Origin of the sequence: Marinitoga aeolica (assembly GCF_029910535.1) — a bacterium.
Lineage (GTDB): Bacteria > Thermotogota > Thermotogae > Petrotogales > Petrotogaceae > Marinitoga > Marinitoga aeolica.
Genome location: NZ_CP069362.1, coordinates 849638 through 869601 on the forward strand (window position 1 = coordinate 849638; position 19964 = coordinate 869601).

Sequence of the window (19964 nt, forward strand, 5' to 3'; positions counted from 1 at the left end):
TTTCCCCCGTTACTCTCTAAATTTTGCTAATAATATTAAATCAAAAAAATTCCCATTTCTGAATATTTCTTTTTTCAAAGTACCTTCTATTTTATATCCTAATTTTTTATATAATTTTAATGCTCTAATATTATCTGAAATAACTTCTAATTTAATTTTTTGAATATTTAATTCATAGAACACAAATTTTTCAATTAAAATAACAGCTTCCTTTCCATATCCATGTCCCCAATATCTTTCATCAATAAAAAATCCAGCAGTACAAATTGAATTCCTAAAATCAACATTTCTAATAACACACCCACCTATTAAATCATTTTCTTCTTTTCTCACTATAGCAAAATCGTATATATTTTTTTTTCTTCTTTCGGGAATGGATTTAAAAAAATTTTTTTGATCTTCAGTTGAAAAAGGTAATATTACATTAAAAGATAAAAATTCTCTTACTTTATAATTATTCATTATATTTTTTAAATTATCCATATCATATTCTTCATAACTTCTTAAATATATTTTTTCTCCTGTATACATAAAATCACTCTCCATCAGAAACAAAAGATAATAAATATTTCCCATACTCTGTATTTTTTAATTCTTCACCAAATTTTTTTAAATCTTTTCGTGAGACCCATCCGTTTCTGTATGCTATTTCTTCTAAACAGGCTATGTATAGTCCCTGTCTTTTTTGAATTGCAGCAACAAAGTTTGAAGCTTCCAATAACCCCTCAGGAGTTCCTGTATCTAACCAGGCAAATCCTCTTCCAAGAATTTGAACTTTCAATTTTTTCATTTTTAAGTATTCTTTGTTAATATCTGTAATTTCCAATTCTCCTCTTGAAGAAGGTGTAATTTTTTTTGCTATCTTTACAACATTATTATCATAAAAATATAATCCTGGTACAACATAATTAGATTTTGCTTTTTTAGGTTTTTCTTCCAAACTAATGACATTAAAATTTTGATCGAATTCAACGACCCCAAAATTAGAAGGATTTTTAACATAATATGCAAATATAAGGGCTCCATCAGAGACATTTTTTGCATTTTTTAAAATATCAGAAAATCCTTGTCCATAAAATAAGTTGTCTCCTAGGATTAATGCAACATTATCATTTCCTATAAAATCTTCTCCTATTATAAAAGCTTCAGCTATTCCATTTGGTTGTTTTTGGATCTTATATTCTAAATTTATTCCAAATTGATGTCCATTTCCTAATAAATTCTCATACAATTTTATAAATTCTTTATTAGAAATTATCAATATATCTTTTATTCCTGCAAGCATTAGTGTAGATAATGGATAGTATATTAAAGGTTTATCATATATAGGTATTAATTGTTTGCTAATAGCTCTAGTAATTGGATATAAACGTAACCCGGAACCGCCCGCTAAAATAATTCCCCTCATATTATTCCCTTCCCTTGCATAAATTTAGTAAAATATTCCATAGAAAAGTAATTTTTAGATTTCTATTTAGATTTCTATATAGATTCATGTATAGTTTGTATAATATAATTTATCTCTTTCTCGTTAAGGTTCAAATGTAAAGGCAATCTTAAAATATTTCTACTAATTTTTTCAGTAATAGGGAAGTCACCTTTTTTATATCCTAATTTTCGACCCATAGGAGATTCATGTAGCGGTATATAATGAAAGATTGCTTGTATTCCTTTTTGTTTTAATGAATCCATTAATTTATTTCTTTGCCTGTTAGAATTTAATAAAATATAAAATATATGATAATTCGAAAATGAATAATCTGGTATTTTGGGTAGTTTTAATACTCCCCTTCTTTCTAATTCGGATAATCCTTCATAATACATATAATAAATTTTTTTCCTCTTTTCTAAAATTTCGTCCATTTTTTCTAGTTGGGCAAGCAAAAATGCTGATAAAATATCAGAAATAACAAAACTTGATCCTATATCAATCCACGTATATTTATCTATTTCTCCTCTAAAAAATTTACTTCTATTAGTCCCTTTTTCCCGAACAATTTCAGCTCTTTCAATTAATGTTTCATCATTTAAGACAATTGCTCCACCTTCACCACATGTATAATTTTTGGTTTCATGGAAGCTATAGCATCCTATATCTCCTATGGTCCCTAAATATTTATCTTTATATTTTGCATTAACCGCTTGAGCAGCATCTTCAATAATTTTTAATGAGTATTTTTTTGCAATATAGGATAATTTGTCCATATCACAAGAATGCCCTGCATAATGCACTGGCATTACAGCTTTTGTTTTAAAATTAATTTTTTCTTCTATTTTATCAACATCTATGTTTAAAGTATCTGGATCTATATCTACAAATATAGGTTTTGCACCTCTTAACAAAACTGCATTAGCAGATGACACAAATGTAAAAGATGGCATTATGACCTCATCACCATCTTTTAAATCTAACAATATAGCAGCCATATCTAATGCCGTACTTGCTGAAGTTGTTAGTAAAATCTTTTTTGCATTAAACTTCTTTTCCATTAATTTTTGAGCTCTTTTTGTAAAAGAGCCATCGCCACTTATTTTAGAACTGATTATAGCTTGATTCATATATTCAAGCTCTTTTGAAGTATAATATATTTTATTAAAATAAATCATAATATACACTCCTATTTAAAATATAAATCCCACCATATTTTAAATGATACAATATTCCATATTTTTGCTGCTAATTTAAAATCATTTTCTTTATTATTATAATAACTATCCAATAAAAATTTAACATATTCATAATTGAATACACTATTTTTAAGTTCGTGTTCATTTAAATTTTCAAATATAAATGATTTTAATTCATTTTTTAACCACCAGAAAACAGGTAAAACGAATCCTTCTTTTTTTCTATTAATGATTTTATCAGGCAATATTCCTTTTAATGATTTTTTTAATATATCTTTTATGTTCCCATTCTTTATTTTTAAATTGCCTGGCAATGAAGCTACATATTCAACTAATCTGTAGTCTAAAAATGGAGATCTTACTTCTACAGAATGAACCATAGAAAGAAAATCAACAAAAGCCAATACGTGATCAGGTAATAATGTTTTCCATTCTAATTCTAAAGCCCTATTTAAAGGATCTAAAGCTTTTAAATTTTCTACATCTTTTTTTAATAAATCAAAAGAATTGAATTTATCATATTCAAATACCCCGTTATTTAATAATCTTTTTTTCTCTTCGTCTTTAAATAATAATATTTCATATTTCCATTTTTCAAAATTTCCATTTGATTTTAAATATAAATTTTCTAAAAATTTTATATTATTTTCAAAAGGTTTTAATTTTATTTTATCTTCGTTAGATAATTGATATCCTGATTTTATTTTTTTATAAATTTTCTCAAAATAATATAATGGTTGAGATAATCTTGGTGCCAAATAACTTCCAAATAGCTCATCTGCACCATCACCAGATAGAGCAACTTTAACATGTTTTGAAATCAATTTTGTTAGAAAAAACGTTGAAATTGCACCTGAAAAAGGGGCATCAAAACTTCTTAAAACATTTGGTAAATCATCTATTAGTTCTTGTGGAGACATAAAATATTCATAATGATCAGTATCCAAAATATTTGATATTTTTCGAGCAGCTATAATGTCTTGGTTTTTATGTTCCAAAAAAGTAGTATATCCTAAGGAAAATGTTTTAATTTTAGAGTTAGAATACTTAGACATAATAGAAACTACAGAACTAGAATCTAATCCCCCACTTAAATATGCTCCTATTGGGACATCACTAATCATTCTTTTCTTTACTGAGTCTTCTAAAAGATTTCTAATATTATATGTGATTTCTTCTATATTATCATTATTCGTTTTTAAAAAATCTATTTCCCAGTATTTAAATTGTTTTTTCTTTTTCTTTTCTACATCAAATATCAAAACTTCTCCAGGAAAAAGAGAATATATATTTTTAAAAGGTGTGAAAGGTGCAGGTATATTTTTAAATGTAAAATAATGATTAAGAGCTTCAAAATTTGGTTCTTTTTTATAATATGGATATTTTAAAATACCTTTTATTTCAGAAGAAAATATTATTTCATTATTCACGAAAGAATAAAACAACGGTTTCTGTCCCATTCTATCTCTTATTAAAATTAATTCTTTATTTTTTGAATCCCAAAGAGCAATAGCAAACATTCCATTGATTTTATTTATGAAATCGATACCATATTCCTCATACAAATGTACAATTGTTTCAGAATCAGAATGATCAGTATAAAATTTATGTCCCTTTTTCAATAACTCATTTCTTAACTCTTTAAAATTATATATTTCTCCATTCCATACCAACCATATGCTTTTTGTTTCATTATGAATAGGCTGTTTCCCACTTAAAACATCTATTATACTTAATCTACGGGAAGCTAAATTTACGTATTTATCCTGATAAAACCCTTCTTCATCTGGACCTCTATGGAATATTTCATCATTCATTCTTTTTAAAATTTCTTTACTTTCTTTACCACTAAAACCTACTATTCCACACATATTATCCCTCTTTATTTAGCTTTTTCTTTCGATTCTCCTCTGCTATTTCAACTAATTTATAATAATTATAATTCCAAGTTCTATATTTTCTATCTGTGCAATTTTTACATAATGGTATTTCATCCATTCTACCTTCTAAATGTAATTTCCTTATTCTTTCAAATTCTCCACCTTTCCATATTTCTTTTATGCTTTTTTCATTTACATTTCCAAAATTAGTTTCAAATGCAATATCATATCCGCACATAGCAACATTCCCTAAAGTATCTATATTTAATCTTTCAAATGGCCAAGGACAAGGAGCTGTAGATGGCAAATATGGGGTGGGATCTGCTGATTTTGAAGGGTCTCCCATTCCCCATGTCAAAAATTTCCTTAACTGAACATGATCAGCTTTTTCTTTCCAAAAGTCTAAAATTTCATCTGGATTTATTCCCTGTTGAACAATAGCGCTCACAATAATTTTCGTTTTGCTTTTTAGTTTATTTCTTAATTCTACCATTCTTTCAACATTTTTCACTAAATTTTCCCAACTCAAACCAACTCTAATCTTTTCATAATCTTCCTTTTTTGCAGCATCAACGCTAAATTCAATCATATCTATATTTGCTTCTATTAACCTTTTTGAATTTTCTTCATTAAATAACGAACCATTTGTTATAAGTCCTATTTTCGCTCCTGCTTTTTTGGCATATTCAATTAATTCCACCATTTTAGGATGGAGCATTGGTTCTCCGCCTCCGGTCAATCGTATATATGCTCCATATTTTCCACATTCATCTGCAATCTTCTTGAATAATTCTTCTTTTATATATAATCCTTCTCTATAATTATCTCTTATTGTAGAAATAGTATATGGACAAGAAGGACATTTCGCATTACATACATAAGTTACACTTAAAACAACCATTAAAGGAAAATCTTTAGCTTCTTCTCGCATTTTATATTCTTTTGGAACATGCGTTAAGAAATCTGTATAAATTTTATAGGTTTTTTTCATATTATTTCACCTCCGGCTCTATATAAGAAGCATAGCTTGACTGCCAATCTTTACAATTTTTGCACAAATCTGGTAATTCTGACCATCTTCTTTTTAAATGTTTTAATCTGAAATCTTTTAAAGTTGTATTCCAAACTTCTTTTATACTCTCTTTATTAATATCCCCAAATGTTACCTCACAATTCAAATCTACTGCACACATACATACTTTACCTTGATCAGAAATGTTTATTGTATTCATAGCCCAATTGCATGGCAATCTAAACTCATAATCTTTCAAATTTTCCGCCTCAACTTTTCCTGCCCAACTCACTTTAGGCCTCACTTTTACTGGAATATTATAACTGTTCCAAAATTTTATAAAATTTTCCAATTCTTTTTCATTCTCGGGCATTTCGACAAATTGTACAAATATTTTTTGATTTTCGGTTCCTATTTTGTCTAATAATTCTTTATATTTCAAAACTCCTTTTACAACATTGTCTAATTTCCCTTTTACTCTAATTTTTTCATATGTATCTTCTTCAAACGCATCTATCCCAACATACATTACATCTAAACCAGCTTTAATTAATCGTTCTGACCATTTTTCGTTCAATAAATTTCCATTCGAATTCAAAACTACATCTTTTAATCCTCTTCTTTTTGCATAACCTATTCTTTCATCCAAATCTTTTAACATTAAACCTTCACCAAAAAAAGTCATCCATACCCTCGCTTTTGGATTTTCTATAGCTATTTCGTCTATGATTTTTTTATATAAATCCCAGGACATTATCCCTGGTTTTCTAGACATATTTTTATGTGGACACATAAAGCATTTAAGATTGCAATATGATATAGTATCTATTAATATTACAGATGGAAAAATATTATTTTCTTCATCTTTTATTCTTTGGAGTAATATTTTTTTTAAGTTTTCTTCATCATAATAAACATCAAAATTTTTTTGCATTTTTCCCCTCCATTCAAATATTATTTTGGAAAATATATTTTGAAGCATTTTCCCCACAATTAAATATAACATCTAAAACAGTCACATTATGAACAAAATTACCGTGTAACTGATGGTATTCAGGATAATTATAGTTCATAAAATATATTTCTATGTTGTTTTGTTTAAATTTTTTCATATCTATATAATTTTTTGCAGCAGGTCCAGAGATATAAATTTTTCCATTAAAATATTTAATAATATCTATCAGTCTTTGATTTTTATCTTGAGTTGCTATATTTAATTCAGAGGATCGAATAAATTTTGTATTTATTTTTAAAATTTCTGATATTCGTTTTGTTGTATATATATTCAATTCATTTAAATTTTTCCATTGATTTTTTATATAAAAATCTTCAATCAAAAATTCAAATTCTTTAAAATATTTTGCTTTTGCATAATTAGCTAAAAACGAATAATGATGTTTCTTTTGCCAATTGATTTTATCAGAAACCTCAACTTCAAAAATTTTTTGCTTAATACTATTAGATTTTACAGGAACAGTTATCCATTGAGTACCTTTCGGTGTTTTTATTTTATTTCTATTACGCCAATCATTTTTCGTATATTGAACATCATCCAAAAAAACAAAAACATCTACAAGATTAATCATATCAAAAACGCCTTTCCACGGCAAATAATTCGGTTGTAATATAGCTACCTTCATTTTTTATTTCCCGCTTTCTTCAGTAATTTTATAATGTATTCTTCAAAATTTTTAACGAATGTTTCATATTCTAAATCTTTGTTATCTATTTTCCTCTTAGATTGAATAAAGTTTTTAAAATGTTCATCAAGAATAATTTTTTTTGCAAATTTATATAGTCCATCATAATTTCCTAATTTTGGGAAAATATTTAAAGCATCTTTATAAAACATAATTGGTAAAGAATTTACTCTATTTTCTATATTTTTTTTGGTATAATCATAATTATTAACAAAAGTTATTATAGGTAGATTGGCATAATATGCTTCATTAAATGAAATTCCTCCACCATTTGGAGCAGAATTTATATAATAATCACAACTTTTAAGATATGCACGTGCATTTAAATTTGGACCTAATAAAATAATTTTTTTATTTACTATATATTTTTTGGGGATATGATCTTTGAAAAATCCTTCATACGTAGGTCCGAAAAATACAAAAGTAATATTTTCAATCTCATCAGTCAATTTTTTAATAACTTCCCAATAATTTTTATTATAGTATTTTACATCTCTCCCTACAGAGATAATAACTTTATTTTTTTGAGGTATATCATAATCTTCTTTTATATTCATATTTTTATTAATTAATTCTGAATTTACAGGAGGCAATTTAAGAAATACGTTTTTTGTAATAATTTTATCTTCTAATCCTGTGTAAACAAAATCTAACTTGTTATCAAAATACGGTTCTATATCTTGAGCTATATGTCTTCCTATCAATTTTGAAGTCTTTCTTAATAACGGATATATTAATATACCATATGGAGCCAAATAAAAAGAATGGTAAAAAGATATATCAGGATTAACTTTTGAAATATATCTATAATATTGAATTATTCTATCTTCCATATTATTAGAAGGTTTGGGAATAAAAAAATCTATATTATGTTTTTTTAATATGTTTTTTGCATATTCTGCGTTTCTAAAACTATTTTCATCTAATAAACTTAAAATATGATATTCAATATTTTCATTTTGGCTATTAATTATATTCTCAAAAACAAATCTAAACAATATTTGAAAATAATCTAATCCATTTAAAACATATAAAAAATGTATTTTCCCATCCTTTTTCTTATTTTGAATAAAATATTTATTATAATATTTACTTAAATATTTTTCTCCTTCTTTTTCTAAAAATATAAATGGTTCATCTGATAAATACTCAAATCTATCATACTTATCAAATTTATAATATAAATTTCTTATAAAATAATCGATTTTTTGTTTTAATTCAAGCTTTCCGTTTATTAATAAATATTCTATAAATTCTATAAATTTTTTTGTTTCTTTTTTATCTAAATAATAATTTAAAATATACTCATTATTTTTAAAATCATCTGGATTTTTATATGCTAATTCTAACATACTCTTTATATCATTTTTTTTATCAATTAAAGAAGCTATTACCTTTTTTACTTTATTAATCATTGTTTGAAAAGAATAATTATTTTCAATAAATTTTCTATATTTTTCTGATTCAAACCTATCCTCTAAAATTAAACATACAGCTTCATTTATAGTATTGAAAATTAATTCATTAGGCCATTGATTTTTACTTCCATAATAATTATGTATAATTGGTTTTAAACCTCTTGCCATTCCTTCCATAATATTATAAGGATGTCCTTCATGAATACTTGTAGAAAGAAGATAATTTTTATCTTTCCACCATTCATCCATATTATCTATCCAACCATAAAAAATAACATTATTTTCTAAATTCATTTCTTTAACCATATATTTTAAATATATTTGATATCTTAATTCTTGAAAATCTCCTGCAATATGAAGTTTATATCTATTGTCTTTTTCAACAAGTTTTTTTATTATTTGAAGCATCATTGGAGGGTTCTTTTTATGAGAAATATTAGCAACCCAGGCAACGTTATATCCTTTTTCTCTTTTAGTAAATGGAATGTTATCAATTTTTACTCCATTAGGAATTATTTCAATATCTACTAAATTTTCTATATTAGGAATATATGATTTTATAATATCTTTAATATGATTAGCAACTAATATTAATTTATCTATATTATTCCAATTTATTTTTGTAGGATAATAAGCTAAAGACTCATAACTATGTAATCTTATAATTGCAGGTTTTTCTGACAATCCTTGATAATTACTTCCTACAATTGCAACTTCATTTGCCCATTCTAACCAAATAATATCAGCCCAATCTATTGCATTATAAATCTCTTCATTTTTTGTTACTACAAACTTTCTTACCCAATATTCATTAGATAATCCCTCGATTATATCATTTATAAAATTATCAAGTCCTTTGGCACAAATAAGAGATAATTTTGGAAGTTTTTTAGCTTTTTCAAATTTGTTTTTAAAATTATTTATTTTATTTTTAAAGTAAGATTCTGAACCTTGAGGTGCATTATTAAAGGCTTTTTCTAAAAAGGATATTGCTTTATCAAAATGTCCTTCGAATAACCATAAATCTGCCAACATATCATTTATAGCCCAATCATTTGGATCTTTATCATAATATTTAATAGCGGTATCTTTTAATTTATTCCAATTTTTTTCATTATAATATATAGTGGACAGATTAAAAAGAGCATCCAAATTATTTGGATTTAATTTTAATACATCTTTTAAAATTGATATAGCCTTATTAGTTTTTTTAAAATTATAATAAGCTAAAGCAGTTATTATATAATCATTTTCCTCTTTAACTTTTTTATTGTTAAATTCTTTAATTACTTTTTCAAAATTACCCTTATCGAATATTTTTTTTAAATCCATATAATTACCTCCGCATATAATCTTCATTTAATATTTCGTCTCAAACAATTAAATTCCTTAATTTATTAATTAGCTTTACGAATTAATGAAAATGTGTTATAATTTAAGAGAAAACAATAATGGGGGTGAAATAGTGTTAAGTAAAGAGTTAGTACATGAGATTATATCCACTGTTTTAAAATATGGTGGAGACTTTGCAGAAGTATTTGTAGAAAAAAGATATACAAACTCATTTGAAATGAAAAATGGGGATTTAGAAAATGCGAGTTCAGGAAACTCATTTGGTGTTGGTATAAGGGGATTTTTAAATACTCAAGCTGTATATGCCTATACTAATGATTTAAGCAGGGAAAGTCTTTTAAATACTGCTAAAAGAGTTGGTGAAGCTCTTGGTGAAATTAAAATAAAAGATTTAACTTTAAATTTAACTCCAAAAGAAATTGAAAATAAACATATTGTATTATTATATCCTGAAGATATAACAAAAAAGAAAAAAGTTGATGTGATGAAAAGAGCATATTCATCAGCAAAAAATTATTCTGATTTAATTAAACAGGTAGTTGTTAGATATTGGGAATATAATCAAAATATATTAGTAGCAAATTCTGATGGTGTTTTTGCGGAAGATAATAGAGTTAGAACAAGATTAATGATTTCAGCTGTTGCGGAACATAATGGGGTTATGGAAACAGGTTTTTATGGTCCAGGTGCAGGAATGGGTTTTGAATTTTTTGATAGAATTGATGTAGAAGAAGCAGGAAAGGTTGCTGCAAGAACTGCAGTTAAAATGGTAAAAGCAGACCCTGCACCTGCTGGGAAATTACCTGTTGTAATAGCAAATGAATTTGGTGGAGTTATATTCCACGAAGCAGTTGGACATGCATTAGAAGCAACATCTGTAGCAAAAGGAGCTTCTGTTTTTGCAGGGAAATTAGGTCAAAAAGTTGCTGCAGAATGTGTGTCTGCTGTAGATGATGGAACAATACCAAATGCATGGGGTTCTACAAACATTGACGATGAAGGTACTCCAACAAGAAGAAATCTATTAATAGAAAAAGGTATTCTTAAAGGATATATGATAGATAAACTTGGCGGAAGAAGAATGAATATGGAACCTACAGGTAGTGCAAGAAGGCAAGATTATACATTTGCTCCAACATCAAGAATGACAAATACATTTATTTTACCTGGAGACAATTATCCTGAAGAAATAATTGCAAATACAGAATATGGATTATATGCAAAAAGAATGGGTGGAGGATCAGTAAATCCCGCAACAGGCGAATTTAATTTTGCTGTAAATGAAGGATATTTAATAGAAAATGGAAAAATAACAAAACCAGTTAGAGGAGCAACATTAATAGGAAAAGGATATGAAATTATACAAAAAATAGATATGGTCGGTAATGATGTAGCAAGAGGTCAAGGAATGTGTGGATCTATTTCAGGAAGCATTCCAGCAGATGTAGGGCAACCAACAATAAGGGTATCTGAAATAATCGTTGGGGGGCGAAATAAATGACATATAATGAATTTAAAGATAAAATATTTAAATTAGCTAAAGAAAAAGGTTTTGAAGCTCAAATCTATTATTCAAAAAACTATGAATTTTCTATTAGATTAGCAAATGGTCAAATGGACGAATATAAAGATGCAAATAGTAGTTCAATATCCTTAAAAGTTTTAAAAGATGGAAAAATAGGATCAGCTTCAACTACTATGTTTGATAGTCCAGAAAGATTATTAGAAGAGGCAATAACTAATTATGAAATAATAGATTCAAAAGAAGAAAATCTTTTTTATGATGGTTCAGGTGAATATCTTGATATAAAATCATATTATGGAGAATTTGAAAAACTTAGCGTAAAAGAAAAAATGGAAAAATTAAATAAAATGTTTGAAATAGCTTCAAAAGACGAAAATATAATGATGGTTCCGATGACTGTATATGCTCATCAAACAACAGAAGTTGCAATGGCTAATACATTAGGATTAGATAAAACTTATAAAGGTGATGGGGGGTATGCTTATCTTTCAGTAGTTGCAAAAGATAAATCTCCAAGATCAGGATTTTGGTATGGTCTTGCACCAAAACCAGAAAATCTAAAAGTGGAAGATATTAGCGAAAAAGCTGTAGAAGAAGCAAAAGCAAAAATAGGAGCAAAATCTGTAAAAAGCGGAAAATATAGAGTTATTTTTAGAAAAGATGAATTTGCATCATTGCTTTCTGCTATGTTAATACCCATGATTTCTGCTGAAAACGCACAGAAAAATATGTCACCATTAAAAAATAAACTTGGAGAAAAAATAGCAAGCGATATTTTAAAAATAAAAGATGTTCCATTTTATGAAGGTTCATTATCTAATGCTTCTTTTGATAGTGAAGGGGTTCCTACAAAAGAAAAAAATATTATAGAAAATGGTGAGTTTAAAACATTTTTATATAATTTAAAAACTGCAAAAAAAGAAGGAAAAGAATCTACAGGTAATGCTGCAGGAAGGGGTATCGCTCCTATCAATTTATTAGTAGAACCAGGAGAAAAATCATTTGATGAATTATTAAAAGAATTAAATAATGGTATAATTATAACTTCTTTAGAAGGTTTACATTCTGGTGCGAACCCTATATCTGGAGAATTTTCATTAGGAGCACAAGGATTAAAAGTAGAAAATGGAAAAATTGTTAGTGGAGTAGAACAAATTACCGTTTCAGGAAACTTCCTTGATATATTAAAGAAAATAGAAGTTGTAGGAAATGATATGTGGATTTCTTTTGGTGGAACTATTTCACCTTCTGTTTTGATTTCTGAAATAGATATTGCTGGTAATGAGTAGGTGAAAAGATGCTAAAATATTATTAGAAAGGCTAAAAGAGAGAAATGATTGATATTAAATCTGAGCATTTTGAAATTGTCTTAAATATTCTAAAAAAATACTTAAAAGATTGTCAAATAATCGTATTTGGTTCAAGAGTTACTGGTAACTCTAATAATTTTTCCGATTTAGATATAGCTATAGATTGTAATGGAAAAATTAAAATGTCCGTTTTATTTAAATTAGAAGAGGAATTTCAGGAGTCAGATTTGCCTTTCAGAGTTGATATTATAGATTGGAATAGAACTTCTGAAAGCTTTAAAAATGTCATAAATAAAAAGTGTATAAAAATAAAGCTATAGCAGCTTTAGGCTGCTATAGTTTTATTTCTTCGATTATAATAGTTAAAAGGACTATTTCAAAAAACATTTATTATTTAAAAAGTAGTTTCTCAATACTTATAAGTTTTTTTTGTTAATAACCTTATTAATTCAGCAATGAAAATAAGCACTACTATAAAATGTTGCCAAATAAGAATATACGTAATACTGAAAAAACCAACACAATAAGAAATATCTACTATTTTATTTTGTTGTTTGCTTTTTAATATTGAATATAAAATATAAGAAAAAATCAATAATATAGAAGATATCAAATAATTTTGCATATTTTGTCTTGTAATAAAGTTATTTGATATGTTTGATAATAGTAAAAATATATAAGGGAAAAATCCCATTGCTAATGTAATAATTATTTTTTTAACCATTCTACAACATCAACTCCAATCGCACCTTGTATTCCTCCCACAACAATACCCGGTATTACACCAGGACCTCCACTAGTAGCTGCTCCCCATAAACCACCAACTATCGCACCAGATACCGTACCATATACCGTTTCTTTCCATCCCTCAATGCCTTTTTGGTTAAATTCTTCAATTTTTTGTGCATTTCTTTGTTGAAGTTTTTCCCACGATTCTGCTCCCGTAACATATCTTCCTTGATTAACTTGCCCATAACCACTAACATTTCCTTCATAAATAGCATCCATTCTAATACCCATAAAGCCACCTCCTTGTAAAATTACTTTATGTTATACAGTAATTTTTTAAATTCTATATCCTTTGAAAAATATCTGACTCCATTTATATAAAAATCAATATAATAAATTCCTGGAGTAAGATGAAGAGAATTAAATCTAAAATAAATATAACCATCCAAAACATTTTTAGTAAATTTATAGATATTAAAATAAGATAAAAGAATTATATTTTGTTCATTTTTGAATATAGAGAATACATTATAATATGTATTAAAATCATATATTCCATCAAAAGAAAAATTAATAAATATTGTGTTATTTGTACCCAAGTAAAATATATTTTCTTCTTTTCCCTTGAGAGAACTTGATATGTAAAAATATTTTAATCGTGGGATTTCTTTTATTAATTTATTTGTACATACTAGTTTATCTTTTATTTTGATAATTTTGTTGTTTATTATTGGTAATGGAATCTCAAAATCATTAAATGTCTTTATTTTATAATAACGAGAATTTTTTAAATCTTCCTTTGAAATATTTGAAATTGGGATTTCTTTTAATGTATTAAAATTTTTATCTTTTTGAACAAATATAAATTTAGAAATATATGGAATATCAATCAAATACATAAAAATACACCTTCTAATACTCAAATAAAATTTTCTGATATTCAATATAATTATAATAATAATTATAATAAAAATCAATACGAATTAAATATTTTACTTATTTTTTTTCAATAATTAAATATTGAATTAATATATCAAATAATAATTATTTAAAGTAACAAGATAAAAAAATAAAAATTTTTATATAATATGAAAAATATCTAATTTTTCAATCTGGATATCTCAAAGAGAGTTTATTGTTTTAAGGATTTTACTATTATTGTAAAATTCAACACCAGAGTGTTAAAAAAGAAAAATAAAAAGCACTCTTATCCGAGTGCATTTTTAATTCTCTTACAAGCTTCTTCTATATTTTCCATTGAAGTTGCAATGTTCATTCTCATAAAACCTTTGCCGCCTGGTCCAAAGTTACCACCGGAATTTAAACCAACCTTAGCCTTTTTTTCTAATAATTCTCTTAACTCATTTTGACTTAAATTTAATTGTCTGAAATCAAGCCATACTAAAAAAGTTCCTTCAGATTTTATTACTTTTACTTCTGGTATGTTTTTTTCAAAAAAATCTTTTACATAGTTATAATTATCTTCTATATAGTTCATAACTTCTTCTAACCATTCTTTTCCGTATTTATAAGCTGCATTAGCAGCAATTAATCCAGTAAAGTTATGCATATATAAACCACTGCTATTTATCCCTTTTTTAAATGTTTTTCTTAGATTGGGATTTGATATGATTGCAAATCCATAATGAAATCCAGCTATGTTAAATGTTTTACTAGGAGCCATTAAGGTAATTGTGTTTTGGGATATATCTTCGGAAATAGAAGCAATAGGAATATGTTTTACATTTTTAAATGCTAAATCCGCATGTATTTCATCGGAAACAATTAAAACATTATGTTTTAAACATATTTCTCCCATTTTTTTTAATTCTTCTTTACTCCAAACTCTTCCAATGGGATTATGCGGACTACATAAAATAAACATTTTTGCCTCTTTTGCTTTTTTTTCAAAATCATCAAAATCTATTTCATATATATTGTTTTTTAAATTTAATTCATTAATTAGCAATTCTCTATTTTTCTTTTCAACTGAACTCATAAATGGTGGATAAACTGGTGTTTGAATTAATATTTTATCTCCTGGATTTGTGAATAATTGTATTGAAAAATTTAATGGTGGAATAACACCATGCATATGTAAAATATCTTCTTTTTTTATTTTCCAATTATGTTTGTATTCTAACCAGTTAATAATATTATCTTTTAAATCTGTAGGCTCATATGTATAACCATATGCTCCATGATCTATTCTTTCTTTAAGTATTTTTTTAACTTCTTCTGGTGCTTCAAAATCCATATCTGCTACCCACATTGGTAAAACATCTTTATCTAAAAATAGATTTTTATTCCATTCATACCAATCCCACTTTATAGAATTAGTTCCTTTTCTATCTATATATTTCATTTTATCCCTCCCTGCTTCATATAAAAATTCTATCCACCTATTAATTATATAATATCATATTTATACACAAATCATCAAATGTGTTGCAAATTTGCACAAACAAAGCATTTTGATAATTTACAATATGAAAATTTTGAAGTATACTAAAATTACCAAAAAATTTTAAAAGAGGAGTGATAACATGGGCAGCTATCAATTAAAATATCATGCAAAAAAACCTGAAGGAATAGAAAATAAAAAAGAATATCTTGTTGGTTCAGGAATTGCTACACTTGCAGCAGCATTTTTCTTAATAAGAGATGGACACATGGATGGAAAAAATATTACTATATTTGAAAGAAAAAATGTTAATGGTGGAGCTTTAGACGGCGCTGGAAATCTTGAAGATGGATATATCATTCGTGGTGGTAGAGAAATGGAAGAACATTATGAATGCACATGGGATTTGTTTGGTGATATTCCAACATTAGAAAATCCAGAAAGAACCGTTTTAGATGATATGAAAGAAATTAATGATTGGGATCCAAATGTTTCTGCAAATAGAGTAATTCAAAATAGAGGTGAAAGAGTAGATGCTTCAACATTAGGGCTAAAAGATCATCACATTAAACAATTAACAAAATTATTTTTAGCCAAAGAAGAAGATTTAGGCGATTTAACTGTAGAACAGTTCTTTACACCAGATTATCTTGAAACAAATATGTGGTTATTATGGCGTTCAATGTTTGCATTTCAACCATGGCACAGCGTTGTTGAAATGAAAAGATATATGGAAAGGTTTATTCATTTATTGCCAGGTATGACAGAATTAAGGAATATTTTATTCTCCAGATATAACCAATATGATTCATTTGTTTTACCATTGGTAAAATGGTTAGAAGAACATGGAGTGAAAATTCAAAATAATACTTTAGTTACAGATCTTGATATAGAAATTAATGGTAAGGAAAAAGTTGTAACTGGAATACATTTAGTTATAGACGGAAAAGAAGAATATATAAAAACTACAAAAGATGATTTAGTATTTGTAATTAATGGTTCTATGACAGAAAATTCTACATTGGGAAGCAACGATAAAGCACCAGAATTAAATACAGAACTTGGTCCTGTATGGAGATTATGGAAAAATATTGCAGAAAAAGATCCTGCATTTGGAAGACCAGAAGTTTTCTATAAAAACATTGATAAAACAAAATGGGAATCATTTACAGTAACATTTAAAGATTCAAAAATTGCGGATATTATTAGAAAACTAACAAATAGAGATCCATACTCAGGAAGAGTTGTAACTGGTGGAATTATAACAATCAAAGATTCAAACTGGGGTATGAGTTTCACACTCAGTAGACAACCACACTTTGCAAATCAACCAGATGATGTATTAGTACTATGGGCATATGGTTTATTTGCAGATAATGAAGGTGACTATATCAAGAAAAAGATGAGCGAATGTACAGGTGAAGAATTATTAAGAGAATTATTATATCATATGGGTGTAGATGGTGACTTAATGGAAGAAATCGTTAATGATGCAATTGTTATTCCAGCAATGATGCCACATATTACCAGCCAATTTATGCCAAGAGTTAAAGGTGACAGACCAGAAGTTGTACCAGAAGGAAGTGTAAATTTGGCATTCTTGGGTCAATTTGTTGAAATTGAAGGCGATTGTGTATTTACTGTAGAATATTCAGTAAGATCTGCAATGATTGCTGTATACAAATTATTAAATCTCGATAAACAGGTTCCAGAAATTTATCCAAGTAAATATGATATTAGACACGTTGTTAATGCAACAAAAACTTTATATGGCAACAAACCATTACCAGGAGAATTCTTTGTAAAAAAATTACTTAAAGATACTTCATTAGATGGATTACTATAATTAAAGGGCTCATTCATGAGCCCTTTTTTTTCAAATTTTTTTAGCGATCTATATATATCTCCTTCTATAATCCTGCTCAGTTTATCTGTTAAAGTTTTTGGATTTTCTATCATTTTATTTTTTATCCAATCTATAATAACTCCAGTAAGCGCTATTTCATAAAACTTCACAATATCATTTTTTGTTTTATCCGGAACTTCTATATTTTTTGAAAGTTCTTCAACCACGTTATATATAAGCTTTGACACATAATCATAAAGATGGTCTTCAAGTCGATTCCTATCTATTGAATTATATGCATTTAATACTACTTTTTGATTTTATTTAATAATAGAAAATAATAACCTTTTTGCCATGTTTTATATGTTTTATTCTCGCCAATTACCTCTTTTATTTCTGTAATAAATGTCCATTCAAGTAATTCATATATATCGTGAAAATAATAATATAATGTTCTTCTGTTTACACCACAATCATTAACCACATCATTTACTGTAATTTTTGATAATGGTTTTTCTTTCATCAATTTTTTCAATGAATTTGAAAGTGCTTTTTTTGTTATTTCAGACATAATGGAAACCTCTCTTTTATTTCAGCAATTTTGTTTTCAGTTATATAATACACTGTATTCCTTATCAATTATACCATAACTCACTTTTTTTATATTATTATTTGATCACTTGATATATTAATTATAAATTTAAATATTGGAAATATAAGGTAAATTTTTTTATTTGTGTTGACTTCTTTTTTTTTTTTTTGATATAATCGAAAAGAATATAAAAATACTATAATAACATTTTTTTAATAATCTTTTTGTTACTCTTTATAAAAATATCTATGGCGCCATAAATAAAAATAGTGTCTTCAAAGATTATGATGAAAAAATAAAAAAATTCTATAATAGCATTTTTTAATTTTTTTTATTTCTTTTTACAAAATATTATTGAATTATTTATAAATAAAATATAAAAAATAATATTAAATAAAAGATTGTCAAAAAGGGTGAAAGTTTATGGTAAATGATATAGAAAGTTACTCATTTAAAACAAAAATAATAATATTTTTTCATATTATTGCAATAACCTATGTAGAAATTACTTCCAGTATTTCATATTTTTGGGCTATAATGTTTCTTTTATATCTTATAGCAGTTTATATTGAAATAAAAGGCGATAAATCATTAAAATTCTATTTTAAATTTAATAATTTCACTATTATATTTAAAAATAAATTGCTTTTATTTATATTGATTTTTTATCTTTTTGGAATATATATAAAGATTAAAAATTTTGATTTTAATGCTTTTTCTTCAATAGATTTAATGGCTATAACCTGGGCACCTATATACGAAGAAATATTATATAGATTAATAGTGATAGGTTTTTTGGAAATTATATTTAAAAGTAATAAGATAGTTTGTTTTATTTCAGCATTTATTTTTGCTATTGTTCATCAACAATATACATTGTTAGATGGAAAATTATTTATCTTTATATTTGCAATAATTAATTATTATTCATTTAAAAAATCTAAAACAATATATTCACCTATGCTTTATCATTTTCTCAATAATTCATTTTTTTAATAATTTTGTAAAAGATCTTTATAATTAATAATAATTAATTTCTGGCGCCAGATAAAAATCTAAAAATCAGGAGGGATTGTATGAATAAACGTATTTTTATAGTATTTTTGGTAATTTTTGTAAGTTTAACAATTTTTTCAAATGGTGTAAAGTATTATGAAAATCAAAAAACGATACTCCCAGAAGAACAATTAGTTATAAAATCAAATATTAATTCATATGGAAAAGTTATATATACATTAGTAAGAGAATTTGCTTATGTAGTTATAGAGGATCAAATGGAAAAAGCTTATCATGAAATCATTAGAATTGTTAAAAAAGATTATGAAGCTTATCTTGCCAAGAAAGCTGCTGAAGAAGAATATAACAGAAGAATTAGAGCCATTTTATCTCTTTTACAATATCCAGTAAAAAATACTCGTTCTACAACTATTTATGAAAATTATACCAGACTTACAGAGTATGACTCAATTATCAGAAATAATGCAACTGTACAATAAAATTCTCGGAGTTTTTTCAGATATTACTGCAAAAACAAGCACAAAACAACCCCTCTACGCTGGGCATAGAG

Annotated in this window: 19 protein-coding genes and 1 pseudogene; 6 read left to right on the top strand and 14 right to left on the bottom strand. The window is 26.1% G+C overall.

Features of this window, described 5'->3' with window-relative positions:
- Nucleotides 1-9: 9 nt before the first annotated feature.
- From JRV97_RS03990 to JRV97_RS04025, 8 genes are all read right to left on the bottom strand, one after another.
- Nucleotides 10-531, bottom strand: coding sequence for a GNAT family N-acetyltransferase (locus JRV97_RS03990; RefSeq protein WP_281000404.1), 522 nt, complete (start codon nucleotides 529-531; stop codon nucleotides 10-12).
- 4 nt (nucleotides 532-535) lie between these two features.
- Nucleotides 536-1408 (bottom strand): glucose-1-phosphate thymidylyltransferase RfbA, encoded by an 873-nt coding sequence (rfbA, locus tag JRV97_RS03995; RefSeq protein ID WP_281000406.1) that lies wholly within the window; start codon nucleotides 1406-1408, stop codon nucleotides 536-538.
- Nucleotides 1409-1482: 74 nt separating this feature from the next.
- Complete coding sequence (rffA, locus tag JRV97_RS04000) at nucleotides 1483-2607, bottom strand: dTDP-4-amino-4,6-dideoxygalactose transaminase (protein WP_281000408.1); 1125 nt, start codon at nucleotides 2605-2607, stop codon at nucleotides 1483-1485.
- Between the two features lie 11 nt (nucleotides 2608-2618).
- Nucleotides 2619-4499 carry an asparagine synthase (glutamine-hydrolyzing) gene (gene asnB, locus JRV97_RS04005; protein WP_281000410.1) on the bottom strand — a complete coding sequence of 627 codons (1881 nt, stop codon included), beginning with the start codon at nucleotides 4497-4499 and terminating at the stop codon, nucleotides 2619-2621.
- Between the two features lies 1 nt (nucleotide 4500).
- Nucleotides 4501-5499 (bottom strand): radical SAM/SPASM domain-containing protein, encoded by a 999-nt coding sequence (locus JRV97_RS04010; protein ID WP_281000412.1) that lies wholly within the window; start codon nucleotides 5497-5499, stop codon nucleotides 4501-4503.
- A 1-nt stretch (nucleotide 5500) separates the two neighbouring features.
- The gene (locus JRV97_RS04015; RefSeq protein ID WP_281000414.1) at nucleotides 5501-6454 is read right to left on the bottom strand and encodes a radical SAM/SPASM domain-containing protein; all 954 of its coding nucleotides are present in this window, start codon (nucleotides 6452-6454) and stop codon (nucleotides 5501-5503) included.
- Nucleotides 6455-6467: 13 nt separating this feature from the next.
- Entirely contained in the window at nucleotides 6468-7160 is a 693-nt protein-coding gene (locus JRV97_RS04020; protein ID WP_281000416.1) for a WbqC family protein, read from the bottom strand.
- Nucleotides 7157-9970, bottom strand: coding sequence for a glycosyltransferase (locus JRV97_RS04025; protein ID WP_281000418.1), 2814 nt, complete (start codon nucleotides 9968-9970; stop codon nucleotides 7157-7159). The genes JRV97_RS04020 and JRV97_RS04025 overlap by 4 nt, the downstream gene beginning before the upstream one ends.
- A gap of 91 nt (nucleotides 9971-10061) precedes the next feature.
- On the opposite strand from JRV97_RS04025, the gene JRV97_RS04030 reads away from it, so the two are divergent.
- The 3 genes from JRV97_RS04030 to JRV97_RS04040 are packed head-to-tail and all read left to right on the top strand — an operon-like array spanning nucleotide 10062 to nucleotide 13146.
- A complete protein-coding gene (locus JRV97_RS04030) occupies nucleotides 10062-11492 on the top strand; it encodes a TldD/PmbA family protein (protein WP_407081558.1) in 1431 nt (476 codons plus the stop codon).
- Nucleotides 11489-12805, top strand: coding sequence for a TldD/PmbA family protein (locus JRV97_RS04035; RefSeq protein WP_281000422.1), 1317 nt, complete (start codon nucleotides 11489-11491; stop codon nucleotides 12803-12805). Before JRV97_RS04030 ends, JRV97_RS04035 begins: the two co-directional genes overlap by 4 nt.
- 44 nt (nucleotides 12806-12849) lie before the next feature.
- The gene (locus JRV97_RS04040) at nucleotides 12850-13146 is read left to right on the top strand and encodes a nucleotidyltransferase family protein (RefSeq protein ID WP_281000424.1); all 297 of its coding nucleotides are present in this window, start codon (nucleotides 12850-12852) and stop codon (nucleotides 13144-13146) included.
- 89 nt (nucleotides 13147-13235) lie between these two features.
- Here JRV97_RS04040 and JRV97_RS04045 read toward each other — a convergent pair whose 3' ends face one another.
- The 4 genes from JRV97_RS04045 to JRV97_RS04060 all read right to left on the bottom strand — a co-directional run bounded on the left by JRV97_RS04045 (nucleotide 13236) and on the right by JRV97_RS04060 (nucleotide 15920).
- The gene (locus tag JRV97_RS04045) at nucleotides 13236-13550 is read right to left on the bottom strand and encodes a hypothetical protein (protein WP_281000426.1); all 315 of its coding nucleotides are present in this window, start codon (nucleotides 13548-13550) and stop codon (nucleotides 13236-13238) included.
- Nucleotides 13535-13846 (bottom strand): hypothetical protein, encoded by a 312-nt coding sequence (locus JRV97_RS04050; RefSeq protein ID WP_281000428.1) that lies wholly within the window; start codon nucleotides 13844-13846, stop codon nucleotides 13535-13537. Before JRV97_RS04050 ends, JRV97_RS04045 begins: the two co-directional genes overlap by 16 nt.
- A gap of 20 nt (nucleotides 13847-13866) precedes the next feature.
- Nucleotides 13867-14454 carry a hypothetical protein gene (locus JRV97_RS04055; protein WP_281000430.1) on the bottom strand — a complete coding sequence of 196 codons (588 nt, stop codon included), beginning with the start codon at nucleotides 14452-14454 and terminating at the stop codon, nucleotides 13867-13869.
- Nucleotides 14455-14762: 308 nt separating this feature from the next.
- Nucleotides 14763-15920, bottom strand: a complete 1158-nt coding sequence (locus tag JRV97_RS04060) for a MalY/PatB family protein (RefSeq protein WP_281000432.1) — start codon at nucleotides 15918-15920, stop codon at nucleotides 14763-14765.
- Nucleotides 15921-16101: 181 nt separating this feature from the next.
- Between JRV97_RS04060 and JRV97_RS04065 the strand changes: the two genes are divergently transcribed.
- Nucleotides 16102-17805 carry an oleate hydratase gene (locus tag JRV97_RS04065; protein WP_281000434.1) on the top strand — a complete coding sequence of 568 codons (1704 nt, stop codon included), beginning with the start codon at nucleotides 16102-16104 and terminating at the stop codon, nucleotides 17803-17805.
- Between the two features lie 119 nt (nucleotides 17806-17924).
- On the opposite strand, the pseudogene JRV97_RS11630 reads toward JRV97_RS04065, so the two are convergent.
- Together JRV97_RS11630 and JRV97_RS04070 are read right to left on the bottom strand one after the other, a co-directional pair.
- Nucleotides 17925-18092 (bottom strand): annotated as a pseudogene (locus JRV97_RS11630) (TetR-like C-terminal domain-containing protein); the annotation flags it as partial.
- Between the two features lie 20 nt (nucleotides 18093-18112).
- A complete protein-coding gene (locus JRV97_RS04070; protein ID WP_281000436.1) occupies nucleotides 18113-18376 on the bottom strand; it encodes a TetR family transcriptional regulator in 264 nt (87 codons plus the stop codon).
- Between the two features lie 444 nt (nucleotides 18377-18820).
- Here JRV97_RS04070 and JRV97_RS04075 point away from each other — a divergent pair, with 444 nt between their 5' ends.
- Both JRV97_RS04075 and JRV97_RS04080 read left to right on the top strand, forming a co-directional pair.
- Nucleotides 18821-19393, top strand: coding sequence for a CPBP family intramembrane glutamic endopeptidase (locus JRV97_RS04075; RefSeq protein WP_165148733.1), 573 nt, complete (start codon nucleotides 18821-18823; stop codon nucleotides 19391-19393).
- An 80-nt stretch (nucleotides 19394-19473) separates the two neighbouring features.
- Nucleotides 19474-19893: a hypothetical protein gene (locus JRV97_RS04080; protein WP_205098613.1), complete on the top strand. Its 420-nt coding sequence runs from the start codon at nucleotides 19474-19476 to the stop codon at nucleotides 19891-19893.
- The last annotated feature ends 71 nt before the right edge of the window (nucleotides 19894-19964 follow it).